Genomic DNA, 13,883 nt, shown 5'->3' on the forward strand with positions numbered 1-13,883 from the left:
ATAGCTATCTATAGCGCAGCGTTAACGAGTCTTCGACCGTCGGAGCAAAAGTTACTTCAAGGGGCGACAATCGCCTCTAAACTGTAGGGAAGGGGAGTAAGATTCAAAGCCTCTCTCCTTTTAGGAAAGAGGTTTGGAGAGAGGTCAAAAATGTGCTGCACCTAAGCGAGAACCGCTATAATTGCAGTCGCAAAATCTATAAACGCGTTGGCGTAGCCCAACCCAGCCATCGCATCCATCCTCTTTTTACCTGAAACTGGTAGTGGTCGATTGCAAAATCAGTATATTGTCTGTTCACAAGTAAAAAACACTCATCCACGAGGTTCTTTCATTGTCAGAAACACATCACCTGTGATGAAATTCTACACTTATGAAAATATACAAAAGCTTTTTTCTCTCTGCTGAAGCGACAGCTAATTTGTCACAATTACGGACAATGACATCTATTTTGTCACTATCAAGAGGTTGATGCTAATAATGTGAAAGCTGTATAATCTCTGCTGTACAAGGATTTCGGTGATGACAAACAATTAGTCACTGTACACCTAATTCATTATGAGTGATGAAAAAACCTTTTTACTGCATATTTTTACACTCAATGCTGGTGGAGGTCACTACGCCACGCTAAAAGCCTTAAGTGCGATGGCCAATCAACAAAAACGACCTTGGCAAATCACTGTTACAGATATTGGTGAACTATCAGAATCGATAGATCCCTATAAAAAGCTATTCGGTTCTGATGGTAATGAACTTTATAACGAAATGATCGGTGCAGACTGGACATGGCTACATCCAGTGATGATGTTTTTTGATAAATTCTTCATTCGTCTGTTGCATCCCATTGGGGTGAAATTGGGCGAACAACATTGGCGAAAGCAACCTCCTCCCGATTTAGTCATTTCTTTAATTCCCCTGTATAACCGAGCAATTTGGGAGAGTTTGCAACGAGTCAAAGTCAACACGCCAATGGCTACAATCATGACTGATTTTGCAGATGTTCCTCCGCATTTTTGGGTAGAACCGAAAACTCAAAGTTATTTAATTTGTGGAAGCGATCGCGCTACTAATCAAGCGCGTTCTTTAGGTGTCTCAGAAGATTACATTGTGCAAACTTCAGGAATGATTGTGCATCCACGTTTCTATCAAGCGATGTCTGGCAATCGGCGCGTTGAACGAGAGCGTTTAGGATTAGATCCAGACAGAATAACGGCAATTGTTTTGTTTGGGGCTAAAGGTTGTGCAACGATGCTCGACATTGCCCAGTCTCTAGATTATATCAGCGATCGAGTGCAGTTAATTTTTCTGTGCGGTTCCAATCAAAAACTTGCACAAGCACTGCAAGAACGTCCAACTCAGTTACGCCAACATGTGCAAGGTTTTACTGATGAAGTGCCATATTTCATGAGTTTAGCTGATTTTTTTATTGGCAAACCTGGTTCTATTAGTATTAGTGAAGCGATGGTGATGAATTTGCCTGTGATTGTCGAACACAATTCCTCAATACTCATCAATGAAAAATACAATGCTGAGTGGATATTAGAAAAACAAGTTGGTATGGCAATTAACAGCTTCCGCAAGATTATTCCAGCAGTTAAAGAACTCCTGAAACCTGACAATTGGCTTCGTTATCAGGCGAATGTTGCAGCTATTAAAAACCAAGCTGTATATGAAGTTCCTGATATTTTACAGCGCATTATTGACACCAAGTAAAATTTAGTAATTTGGACTTTTTTTAATGAATTAAAGCCCCATTACTTTAATGATATTGAAGTATAGCGGAATTCCAATAATAATATTAAAAGGGAAAGTTAGTGCTAATGCCATAGATATATATAAGCTTGGATTAGCTTCGGGAACATTCATTCTCATAGCTGCTGGAACTGCTATATAAGAGGCACTAGCACAAAGAACGGCAAAGAGTAAAGCATTGCCTTGTGAAATACCTATTATCTTGGCTAGAGTTATACCAAAAACTGCATTAGCAACGGATATGAATACAGAAAATACAATTAAAAAAGAATCTGTACGTCTTAACTCTTTAATTCTTTGAGCAGCTACAATACCCATGTCTAATAAAAAGAAAGCTAGAACTCCATAAAATATGTCTTGTGTAAATGGATGTAATTTATCCCATCCTGGTTTACCACTGAGAATGCCGATGATAACACTACCAATTAAAAGAAAGACAGAACCATTTAAAAAAGCTTCCCGTAGTACTTCAACCCAAGCAAATTCTTCTTGGGCATTTGTTGATGTTTTAGTGAATACTCTTACAAGTAAAATTCCCACAATAATTGCTGGTGATTCCATCAATGCTAAAGCAGCTACCATATGTCCGCCAGAGGAGATATTTAGAGCTTTCAAAAAAGACTGGGCAGTAATAAAGGTAACTGCGCTGATAGAACCATAAGTTGCTGATATTGCAGCAGCATTATAGGTATCAAGTTTGAGTTTTAATACAAAAAATGAGTAGATAGGTATGGCACAAGCCATAAATATAGCTGCCAAGAGTGTAAGTGCTATTTCTGGATTAATTCCACTTTCAGTAAGCTCATACCCTCCTTTAAAGCCAATAGCAAGTAATAGGTAAAGAGAGAATAATTTTGGTAATGGTTGAGGAATCTCTAGGTCTGATTTAAGAAAAATAGCCAGCATTCCTAAAAAGAAAAATAGCACTGGCGGATTCAATATATTGAACAAAATAAGGCTTGAGTTCATGAGTAACAATCCTATTTTTTTTAATAATAGTTCACAAATTTTTCTTTCTTGTACTTATGGTTTAGCGCATTTTCCTACAGAATTGGTATTAGTTGGTTGAGCGAACTTGTACTGAGCGAAGTTGAAGTAGTCGAAACCAACGGCGGCGGTAGATTTATTAACGGAAATTGCCTTAATTATCATATCCATTAACGAAAAAAGGTTGTTTCAAGGATTGAACGATCTAAACAATAAGTCTTTAACTGGACGCAATATTACTTAGCTATTAAGTGATCGCAGTAATATTTTGCATAAGGTTGTACTTTGTTCTTCAAAGGTAGATGGATAGTTTTTAAGTAATGCATCGATTCGGTTCTGGTACTGTTCTTTTTTATCTAATAAATGCCTGATTTTCAACTTCAAATCCTGGCGATTTGTAAAGCACTCACCTAATTGATATTTTTCCACAAAGTTGATGGTTCCCCGGTCGTTGGCTGCTGCTTGTCTAGGAAGTAGCAATGGCGTGCGGGCTAGCATTGCTTCTAATAAAACACCTGCTGAGGGACGAGCCAGAATGATATCTACAGCAGACATCCATTCGTGGAGATTATCTACAAAACCTAGCGATCGCACTTGAAAATTTTGCTTTTGTTCAGCTATCTGGTCGATTTTAACATGCAGTTTTTCATCTCGGCCACAAGCTACAACTATAACTAATGAATCTAAAAATAGACTTTGTAAATATTTCAGATATTTTGTACAAAAGTTACCGCCAAAACTACCACTGATGATGAGAATACAGGAATATATAGGGGATAATTCCAGGCGATCGCGCAGTTTTTTTTGCTCTCTAATTTGAAAATGCTTTGCTTCACGCAAGGGGCCGATTACCTCGCAACGAGCCTGATTTTGGTGTTGGTAATCTCTATCTATATTTCGATAGATTCGATTTTGCGGATAGCAAATCACAAAATCATAAAGGTATTTACCAATAAAGCGGATCTGCTCAGACAATTTGCTAGAACGGGTTAATTCATCAGACCAGTAAGTAAGCGTAAAGGAGAAACTTTGTACAGCATTCACTGTTTCTGGAAAATAGCAGATATGGGTGGCATTTGGGGAAACTAAATCTATAAAAACAGCCAAATCTGTAATGACGATAAAAAAGGGAATTTGCTTTTCTTTAGCCCAACTACCCAAGCATTTACCAGCAGTATCGGCAGTGCAAAGGAGAATATCTGGTGCAATTTGGTCTAAAGTCTGGTGCATAGCTGCAACTGAGCTAACCTCACCGATGGGCAATAAAATCAACCGCATCAGATAATTAATTAGTATATCTGCCAAACTAATCCAGTTATGGGAGATGAAAAAATTCCATGCACTAACCCAGGTTTTTGTCAATAGTTCGCTCACCGGGTCTTGCAATAATTCAGTTATGGTGTATCTGACAATTTCAAAATCAGCATCCTGTAGAATCTCGTTGGCGAGAATATTAGCCATCACTTCATGACCCATTCCCGATCGCTCATAGACAATCAAAATTTTAATTTTGGCAGCATCAGACATGGGCATATGTGCAATCAAGCTTCTTCAATTCCTGGCAAACTAGTCAAATCAGTGGGATCTAATCGCTCCGAGGCAGGGCAGAACCATTGTTCAATAAAAGGTAGTGTACCTGCTAAAAACTTTTCTCGACAGCGACGGCGTTGGACTTTGCCGCTGAATGTTTTGGGAAGAGTAGCAGGTTTTAACAGAGCGATCGCATAAACTTCGACTAATTGCTGCATTAACACAGTTTGCCGAATAGCACCAATTATCTCTGCAATCTGCTCCGAATTCAACTTGCGGAGGGCGTGGCGATCGACTTCTTGAACAATTACTAGTCTTTCTTCTCCCTCTACATTCACGGAAAAAGCGGCGCTAGCATTCGCTGACAATGCTGGATGACTGTTTTCTGAAGTTTGCTCTAGTAATTGAGGATAAAAATTGCGTCCCCAAAAAATCATCATATCTTTGAGACGACCAGTAACAAACAATTCGTCGTTGTGAATAAAACCTAAATCGCCAGTTCTTAAAAAGGGGCCATCATTACTATCTGCCAAATAACCTTGAAAAGTTTGCTCAGTTTCTTCAGGTCGCTGCCAATAACTGCTACTTAATCCCAGACCTTGCGCCCAAATTTCTCCTACACTATCAGGTGGACAAGGAATGAGAGTTTCGGGATTCACAATCATGACTCGATTTCCCGGAAAAGCAGGGCCACAACTTGCTACCGCCCGCGATCCGGCTTGGTCTTTTCCTACCATCACCACTCGTTTTTGTTGCAAAGCTTGTTCATCTACAAACCAAACGGTTGATGTGTCGTTGGCTGCACCTCCAGAAATCACCAAAGTTGCTTCCGCCATGCCATAGGATAAATAAAACACCTCCCGCCGAAAGCCATAAGGTGCAAATAATTCTGTAAAGCGTTCCAAAGTTTGAGGGCGCACTGGTTCTGCTCCATTCCCAGCAACTTGCCAATTACTGAGATCGAGGTCTGTAATTTGTTCTGGTTTAATCCTTTGCACACACATATCGTAAGCAAAATTTGGGCCGCCACTGACTGTTGCTTTATAGGTGGAAATTGCTTTGAGCCAACGACTAGGATTTTGAAATACGGCTATTGGCGACATTAAAACGGTAGAATTTCCCGCGTAAATAGTTTGCATGATGCCAGCAACTAGCCCTAGATCGTGGGTTAAAGGTAGCCAATTTACTCCCCAGTAGTCCAGATTTGGTAATGCTTGCCGATAATTGGTGCATTGTTGCAACACGTTACCGTGGGTAATCACCACTGCTTTTGGAGTACCTGTTGAGCCTGAGGTGTACTGGAAATAGGCGATCGCATCACGATCAATTTTTCGTTTCTGCCAGTTTGAGGCATCACTCAAAGAAATTCCATCTGTGGCTATCCAAGACAAATTTTTGTTTTCTTGGGGATAGTCTGAAGATTGAGTTAACCACTCTAACCATGAATTTTGTAACTTATCTATGAGTGCGGCAGAAGTGAGAGCAAAACCCACTTGACATTCCTGGATGCGAAAGCCGAAATCCGCCCATTCTTCAGAATTTTGAGGTGGCCTTGTGGGTATGGCGATCGCCCCAGCATAAAAGCAGCCAAACAAGGCTGCAATAAATTCCAAAGAGGCGTTGAAAGGATAAACTAATAAAACGCGTTGGCTCTGCCCGCCGCAGGCATCGCCAACTGAAGTCACGGACTGGAGATTGGCAGCAATAGCACGAGCTTCTCGATCCAGGGCTTGATAGGTGAAGAAACCCGACTCAATCTCCCCATCTTTGAGAAATGTGAAAACTCGATCTTCAGGTTTTTTTTGAGCGCGATCGCTTAGGAGGTCTATTAAGGAATTAAACGAATTAGATAACACTTTAACGAAACTTTTCTACTAGAGAACAACCCAAGAAATTATAATCTTTACAAACCATACCTTACATCTTTTCTCTAGCTATATTAATTAATATTACTTAGTTGGGTAATCAGATGCCTTCTTTGGTTATACAGTATTTGCAGCTTACTCCCATCAACTCCAACTAAACCCAAACTCTGTTTGTGGATGACGATACCAATTTCCTCTGTCAATCACAAATAGTTTCAAATAACTTATACCATTTCTTTGTGAGGCTGCGCCAAACTCTTTTAAATTCTTTCTTTGTGTTCTTCTCTAACGAGACGCTGCGCGAATGCGTCCTTTGTGGTTCGTTTTTATTTCTTGTACTTATGGTTTAGCGCATCTTCATACAGAATTGATATTACCCTAATTTATTCTCCCATTTGACGAAATTATTTTTTCCACTTTGGACGTAAGGAGACCAAGAAATTAGCTGAATTATCACTTGATTAAGGAGTGATAAAGGGAAAGGCATAGGTCGGATAAAATCTAAAAATAAAATCACCCTAATTTCATCTGTATCGTTCCAAACTTCATGACAAAATGTATCATCAAAAATCAAGCTTTTCCCTTCTTCCCAATAACGAAAATCTTGATCAACACGAATTTTACAGTCTATTTTGTTTTCAGGAACTTTTAGAGCTAAGTGATATCTAACCACGCCTTTGTATGGGCCTCGGTGTTCTGGAATATGCTTGTGAGGTAATAAAATAGAAAAAAATGCCGTCTTCATCCCAGGAATTTGTTCAATGATACGAGTTGTTTCAGGGCATCTCTGACAATTTTTTTCGGCTTTAATTCCATAGGCATAAAAAAAGTAAGTCTTCCAGCGATTGTCAGAGGTGATACTCACTTGATCGGTCGAAATATCTTGAAAATTGGGGATATTATCTAGCTGATTTAATAGCTGATTCATCTCATCCCGAATTTTCATCCAGTTTGCTTCTACATTTTCGACCCAGCTAAAGTCTTGAGAATTAAAAAATGTTGAATTGCCAATTCGAGAGTATTCACCAATTAGACTTTCTAAACTTCGTAATAGTTTTTCACCGTGCTTTAATAAAAAATCCCTAAATCGAGATTTTTTTTGCAAGTAAAATTCATTAACTTCTTGAGGTAAAATCATTAATTTCTCCCTTAAACTATAAAACTATAGCAATCCTAAATCAGTTGTAAAAATTATATATCTCTTTGTTCTTTCTTCTGTTGACATCTTTCTTTAATAAGATCCTCCACGTTAGCGTACTCTTAGGGAGAACCAAGTTACGCGCAGCGTGTCGCAGACAAACCTCTCGTAGAGATGGCGGTTCATTTCCTTTTCTATATTTTTCTTAATAAAAGCAAGTTTGCTAAGTTCCTATATTGAATTCGGACAGTCGTTGATTGAATTCGGGCAGTTGTAGACATTTAAAATTGGTGGACTATTTTCGATATACTATGTTTGTAACTTTTGACGTAGTTGACGCCAGATTAGGACACTACTGAGAATCAGAATTAAAGCTGTAGAGGATAAGGTTGCTATTCCAGTACCTACGATGCCAAAGGATTGAGTTAAAATCAACAGCAACGGCAAATAAACTCCCAAAATAGCGATCGCATTTATTCTCAATGGGAAACTCGGCTTGCCGATGGCATAGAAAGCGGGTTCTAAAGCAGAATTTGCCATTGTGAAAACTTCCGCTGTCACTAACAGCAGTAAAATACCATAAGCGGAAATAAATTCGTCGCCAAAGACATATTTCAAGAAAATTTCACCAATGCAAACGATGATAATCAAGATGATCGCGCCAATTCCGGTGGCGATCGCACTTGATTTGAGCAGCAAACCCACAAAAGAGCGCCACTTTTCTTGGACATCTAACCGAGCCAGTTCTGGATATACAGATTGAGTCAAAATCTGAGCTAGATCCTTGAGGGGAGTAGACAATTCATAGCCTACCTGGAAGAGTCCTGCTGCTGCGGGAGTGGTAAAAATTCCCACTGCTAAAGGGCTGGCTTGTCTCATCATCGTTGGTAGGGAAGAATCAAAGTTAGACACGATGCAAAACTGCAACAAGCCGTGATGGTGGTGGCTCAACTCGATTCCAGACCAATTCATATTCTTTAGCATTCCTCGTTTCCAGGCTTCTCGCCAACCAACTACCAACAACAGTAGCCCTCCACATCCCTGGGCGATGAACCAAACTAAAAGATATCCCCATAAAGGAGCATTCACGGTAACAGCGATGAGTGCTGCAAACATGGAAATAAAGGTAGGAACAGTAATTTGTAAGGCTAATAAATCAAAGCGATCGCAAAGCTGTAACAAACCTCTGGCTGTTGCTGTGCTGGTAAAAAGAATAATCAAACTACACCACTGGACTTGAGTAATTATCGCCTGATTCCATCCCAGATAGGAACCAATATAAGGCGCGAGCGTAATTGCGATCGCCAAAGCAATCAGCACCCCTAGCAAATCCAGCAAGGTAGTAAACTTTAATAACTGCTGCAAAGCTACTTTATTGTTTTGCTCAAGACAAATAGCGCCGTAACGAATCACCGCCTGAGAAGATTGAAAGGTGGTTAAATCTATCACTATCTGAATATAAGTTTGGATGAGAACCAGCGTGCCGAAACCTGTAACACCAAGGTGACGGGTAACTACACTTAAATAAACCAAGCTGCTGAGTCCAGTCATCACTCGACCCCCTAGCAACCAAGTAGCATTTTTAATAATTCTCATGAGGAAAATACTGTCGGCAAGCCATCGCTTCATCATTGCAAACTAGATAAAGTTGGGATGTAGCAAATAAATGTAATCAATTGGAATTTAAAGATTATACATGAATTCTTTTGGCAGAATCCCCTTAGCTTGGTTGCAACTGACTCGCTATAAGCTGCGGCTGTTGGTAGCGATTATCGGAATTGCTTTTGCGGCAATTTTGATATTTATGCAATTGGCCTTTTTAGATTCCCTCTACGATAGCCAAACAGCCCTACACACTCGGCTGGTGGCTGATTTGATTTTAATTAATCCGGAAATGAAGACTTTGGCGAACACCGCGGATTTTCCTCGGCAATATTTATATCGCACGCTTAATTTTAGCGAAGTTGATTCTGTTAACTATGTGTATCACGGACAGCATTCTTTTAAGTATGGAAATGTCAGTGGCGGCAAAGGAATTATCATCTTGGGCATCAACCCAGATAATTGTCCTTTTAAGATTGCCAAATTCGATCGAGTTGCTCATTTATTGAGGGCTAGGGGTGTGATTTTATTCGATCGCAACTCTGATTTAAAAGAATATGGCAACATTTTAAAGGATTTGGATTCAGGAAAATCAATCACAGCAGAAATAGGCAATCGCCAAATTTGGATTAGCGGTTTAGTCGATTTTGCTGGTGCTTCCTTTGCCGATGATGGTAATGTGATTACCAGCAGTACGACTTTTAATTATTTGTTACCGGAACGTTCTGCAAACAATATTACCATCGGGTTGATAAAGCTGAAACCTGGTGTCAATGAAAAGGCGATCGCCAAAAAAATCAGCACTCAACTTCCTGCTAGCGTTCAAGTGATGACACGGCAAGAATTTATTGATTATGAAAAACATTATTGGGCTACCAGCGCTCCCATTGGATTTGTATTTAGTACGGGAGTTTTCGTTGGTTTCCTAGTAGGAGTAATTATTGTTTATCAAATTCTATATGGCGAAGTCTCCGATCATTTACCAGATTATGCAGTTCTCAAAGCCAGAGGTTATAAACATCGTTATTTTTTAAATGTTTTGTTTCAGGAAGCACTTATTTTAGCAGTATTAGGTTATATTCCTGGGCTAATTGTTTCTATAGGATTATATGAAATTGTCAAAGATGCAACTGCTTTACCGATGTACATGACATTTCCCAGAGCCTCATTGGTACTCTTACTAACAATTATTATGTGCTTTACATCCGGTACTATTACTATGAATAAGTTGAAAGATGCCAATCCAGCAGACTTGTTTTGAAATCGGGCGCGGGGAATAATACAATCTCTTTGTCAGGCTGCGCCAAATTTTCTTTCTTTTAGCACTTACGCAAGAACTCTCTGAAATTCTTATTCCTCTGTGGTTCGATTTTTATTCACTGTGCGTAAGCCCTGTCTTTCTTTGTGTACTTTGCGCCCTTTGTGGTTCGTTCCTCATATAGTTTGGCGCATCTTCATACAAAATTGCTATAACCAATGACAAATGCCCAAACAATTATTTCCATCCAAAATCTCAATTACTTTTTTGGAGAAGGCGAACTCCAAAAGCAAGTTTTAGCTGACATTAATCTAGAAGTGAAAGCCAAAGAATTTGTAATTTTGACCGGCCCTTCAGGTTCGGGAAAAAGCACATTGCTGAGTTTAATTGGTTGCTTACGTTCTGTGCAAAAGGGAAGTCTCAAGATTTTGGGACAAGAACTCAATGGTTCTAACAGAGAGCAATTAGTCCAAATGCGTCGGAATTTTGGTTATATTACCCAATCAAGTAATTTGTTGGATTTCTTAACAGTTCAACAGAATATTCAGATGTCATTGGAATTGCAGCCAGAATTCTCACCTAAAGAAGCCCGTGCAAAAACAGTAGCTATATTGGAGGCTGTTGGATTGGCTGATAAGCTCAATGCCTATCCAGGAAATCTTTCTGGGGGACAGAAGCAACGAGTGGCCATAGCTAGTGCTTTGGTAACTCAACCCAAGTTAGTACTCGCCGACGAACCCACAGCATCTCTAGATAAAACAGCAGGACGCAATGTAGTGGCGTTAATGCATCGTTTAGCCAAAGAACACAACAGTGCTGTTCTCATGGTTACTCATGATAATCGCATACTTGATTTGGCAGACCGGATTGTTAATGTTGAAGATGGCAAATTGGGTTTAGCTTTTAATCAAGAACTTTCCTTGGTGTTACCTGGTTTTGATGAAGCCTTGCTAGAAAAAGTAGCCACTAAACCAATCGTTTTGACTTACCAATCAGAGGAAGTAATTGTTCGCCAAGGCGATCCAGCCAGCAAATTCTATATTCTTTTAGAAGGTGAAGTAGAAATTATCCAAGAATCTGCTGATGAACCGCCTCGTCTTTTAAATCATCTCAGTCGTGGGGATTATTTTGGCGAAGTTGGTTTGCTTCGAGACGGCAAACGGACAGCAACAGTAAGCGTTGCTAGAAATTCAGAAGTCAAAGTGATGGTAATTGAGGAAGAACTTTTCCGGCTTTTCCTTGGCAATTCTGAATTAACCAAAGCTGATATTGTGCGTCGTTTGCATCAACGTGTGATGACAAGTCATCTCTCAAATGCATTACCCAACGTCGAACCGTCGGAGATTATAGCAGTTGCTACCCAAGCAAAGGTAATTAGATATGGAGCCAATTCTATCATCGTTCAACAAGGTGAAGTAGCTGAGAAATTCTACTTGATATTAGAAGGAGAAGTTGAAGCATTGGTGAGCGATCGCCATGATGAATTCACATCGTGTAGACTCCAACCAGGGGAATACTTTGGTAATGCACAGTTGGTTAATGGTGAAAATTATCCCTTCACAGTTCGAGCCGGACTTACTGAGGTGGAAGTGATGAGCGTTGACCGAGAAAGTTTCTGTAGTTTGATTTTCAAATCGAATACAAATCAGGAAACTGTTGCTTCTGTACTTCGTCAGCGATTGATGAATTTTTGAATATAAGTAGAACGGTGTGGAAAATCTTTAACTTGACACCAATGGCGTCTCGCTCGCCCGTAGCCGAGGGCGGACAAGATGTCCACCCCACAAGAAAAATTGGAGTTTTTTTATTTCAGAACTTACGCACAGGTAACGGAAAATCGTAGACGCGAAGGGGTTTCCCGAAGGATACCGCAGAGAAGCCAGTGCGCCCTTGCGGTTCCCCGACTTGTTCGCTCTTACCGTTCCCGCAGGGTAGCAACTGGCGCGACACAGCGAAAAGTCGAGCCAGTACGTTCCTGTCGCCTTGCGTCGGAAAGCAACTGGCGTCGGAGCGCCGGCTTCCAGCGAACTGTTAGCGACGTAGGAGCGTCACTTTTCAACAGAGAGGGCACTGAGAAATCAGATGACAATCTCTCCCCTAGTTCTCCCCGATCGCACTTTAATCTAGTCTACAAGGCTTAAGGATCTAAGCGCTGTCACTAAGGAGGAGAACAATGCAACTCAAACATAGCCACATCTTCCGCCCAGAAGCGCTAGACCGCTTATCTTCACCAGAACAACTAGATCGAGCGATAAATGTGGTCAAGCCTCAAGCTTGGCTGACTTTATCTACTATGAGTTTTGTGGTTGCTGTGGCTGGGGTTTGGAGTGTGTTTGGTAGAATTCCCCTCACTGTCACAGGTCAAGGTATCTTGATTAAACCGCACCATGTTGTGGAATTTCAAGCACCTAGTTCTGGGCCGTTACTCACTCTCAAGGTAAAGCCAGGAGATGTTATTAAACAAGGTGATGTACTGGGTATCATCGACCAATCGGTGCTGAAGCAGCAATTACAGCAAGAACAAGTAAAATTGCAACAGCTTCAAACTCAAAATGAAGAAACTGACAGACTCCAAAAGCTGCTAATTGACCAACAGATTATTACTCTTGGACAGCAGAAAATGGATTTGGAAAATAATCTGCGCCGAGAGCAAAGTGCGCCAAAGTTACGCGACCAAACCCTAAGAGCGATCGCTCAAAAACGTCAAAGTATTAATTCTCGCAAACAACAAATTAACTACTTACTGAAAAGTTTACAAGCACGGGTCGATAATCGGCGTCGGCTTTTTGGCGATCGCGTTATCAGTCAAGATATGGTAGTGCAAGCCGAACAGGAATACTTCAATACTCAAGCAGAACTATCTGAAATTGATGTCCAACTAAAGGATCTGGAAATTCAAGAAACCACTACACAACGAGAATATCTCGAAAATCTTAATAGGATTGACGAAATTAAAACCAAAATTAAAGAACTGAATACTCAAAATACTAAATTACAAGAACAAGACCTTAAACAAAGAATTGACAAAGCCAATCAAATTCGAGAAGTAAAACGCCGAATTGCCCAATTAGAACTGCAATTATCTCAAGAAAGTAGAATCATCAGTAAATATAATGGTCACATTCTCGAAGTAAGTGTTGTTCCCGGTCAAATGATGAATCCGGGTACTCGGTTGGGGTCAATCGAAGCTGAACAGCCAAATTCAAAACTGATGAGTCTTGTTTACTTTGCGAATAAAGATGGTAAGCAAATTAAGCCAGGGATGTCCGTACAAGTGACTCCCAGCTTTGCCAAACGGGAACGCGAAGGTGGTATTGTCGGAACCGTTGCGAATATCTCTTCTTTTCCAGTAACTACACAAGATATTACAGCGATCGTTGGTAACAAAGAAATTGCCGCTTCTCTTGCAGGTAAAGGTGAAGCAAAAGTACAAGCTCTTGTGGAACTAGAAGAAAATAGTACATCAATTAGTGGCTACAAATGGTCATCTTCTAATGGTTCAGATGTAAAAATATCTTCGGGGACAACTACTTCTGTCCAAGTCAAAGTTGGAGAAAAAGCACCGATTTCTTATATTATTCCTATGCTACGCTCTTGGACTGGGATTTATTAAATTGGGGATTGGGCATGGGGCATGGGGCATTGGGCATGAGACAGGTGGAAGGCTCAATTGGATTCACGAGTATTAAAGACTCGTCGGCGAGTATCAAAGACTCGTTCGCGAGTATCAAAGACTCGTTCGCGAGTATCAAAG

10 protein-coding genes are annotated in these 13,883 nt (G+C 40.3%); 5 read left to right on the forward strand and 5 right to left on the reverse strand.

Annotated elements, in window-relative coordinates:
* Positions 1 to 555 precede the first annotated feature (555 nt).
* The gene (locus ACM0OY_RS37000) at positions 556 to 1,710 is read left to right on the forward strand and encodes a glycosyltransferase (RefSeq protein WP_414573696.1); all 1,155 of its coding nucleotides are present in this window, start codon (positions 556 to 558) and stop codon (positions 1,708 to 1,710) included.
* 30 nt (positions 1,711 to 1,740) lie between these two features.
* Here the strand turns inward: ACM0OY_RS37000 and ACM0OY_RS37005 are convergent, their stop codons facing one another.
* The 5 genes from ACM0OY_RS37005 to ACM0OY_RS37025 form a co-directional block, all read right to left on the reverse strand.
* A complete protein-coding gene (locus tag ACM0OY_RS37005) occupies positions 1,741 to 2,718 on the reverse strand; it encodes a sodium-dependent bicarbonate transport family permease (protein WP_414573697.1) in 978 nt (325 codons plus the stop codon).
* A gap of 258 nt (positions 2,719 to 2,976) precedes the next feature.
* Positions 2,977 to 4,281, reverse strand: a complete 1,305-nt coding sequence (locus tag ACM0OY_RS37010; RefSeq protein ID WP_414573698.1) for a glycosyltransferase — start codon at positions 4,279 to 4,281, stop codon at positions 2,977 to 2,979.
* Positions 4,278 to 6,122 carry a fatty acyl-AMP ligase gene (locus tag ACM0OY_RS37015; protein ID WP_414573699.1) on the reverse strand — a complete coding sequence of 615 codons (1,845 nt, stop codon included), beginning with the start codon at positions 6,120 to 6,122 and terminating at the stop codon, positions 4,278 to 4,280. The genes ACM0OY_RS37010 and ACM0OY_RS37015 overlap by 4 nt, the downstream gene beginning before the upstream one ends.
* A 382-nt stretch (positions 6,123 to 6,504) precedes the next feature.
* Positions 6,505 to 7,269, reverse strand: a complete 765-nt coding sequence (locus ACM0OY_RS37020; protein ID WP_414573700.1) for an aspartyl/asparaginyl beta-hydroxylase domain-containing protein — start codon at positions 7,267 to 7,269, stop codon at positions 6,505 to 6,507.
* Positions 7,270 to 7,578: 309 nt separating this feature from the next.
* On the reverse strand, positions 7,579 to 8,901 hold the full coding sequence (locus ACM0OY_RS37025) for a lipopolysaccharide biosynthesis protein (protein WP_414573701.1): 1,323 nt from the start codon (positions 8,899 to 8,901) through the stop codon (positions 7,579 to 7,581).
* A gap of 64 nt (positions 8,902 to 8,965) precedes the next feature.
* On the opposite strand from ACM0OY_RS37025, the gene devC reads away from it, so the two are divergent.
* From devC to ACM0OY_RS37045, 4 genes are all read left to right on the forward strand, one after another.
* Positions 8,966 to 10,132 carry an ABC transporter permease DevC gene (gene devC / locus ACM0OY_RS37030; protein WP_414573702.1) on the forward strand — a complete coding sequence of 389 codons (1,167 nt, stop codon included), beginning with the start codon at positions 8,966 to 8,968 and terminating at the stop codon, positions 10,130 to 10,132.
* A gap of 215 nt (positions 10,133 to 10,347) precedes the next feature.
* Entirely contained in the window at positions 10,348 to 11,823 is a 1,476-nt protein-coding gene (locus ACM0OY_RS37035; RefSeq protein ID WP_414573703.1) for a cyclic nucleotide-binding domain-containing protein, read from the forward strand.
* Between the two features lie 78 nt (positions 11,824 to 11,901).
* Positions 11,902 to 12,270 (forward strand): hypothetical protein, encoded by a 369-nt coding sequence (locus ACM0OY_RS37040; RefSeq protein WP_414573704.1) that lies wholly within the window; start codon positions 11,902 to 11,904, stop codon positions 12,268 to 12,270.
* A 32-nt stretch (positions 12,271 to 12,302) separates the two neighbouring features.
* Complete coding sequence (locus ACM0OY_RS37045; protein WP_414573705.1) at positions 12,303 to 13,742, forward strand: NHLP bacteriocin system secretion protein; 1,440 nt, start codon at positions 12,303 to 12,305, stop codon at positions 13,740 to 13,742.
* Positions 13,743 to 13,883 lie beyond the last annotated feature (141 nt).

Source organism: Nostoc sp. CCY 9925 (genome assembly GCF_963920935.1).
GTDB lineage: Bacteria > Cyanobacteriota > Cyanobacteriia > Cyanobacteriales > Nostocaceae > Nostoc.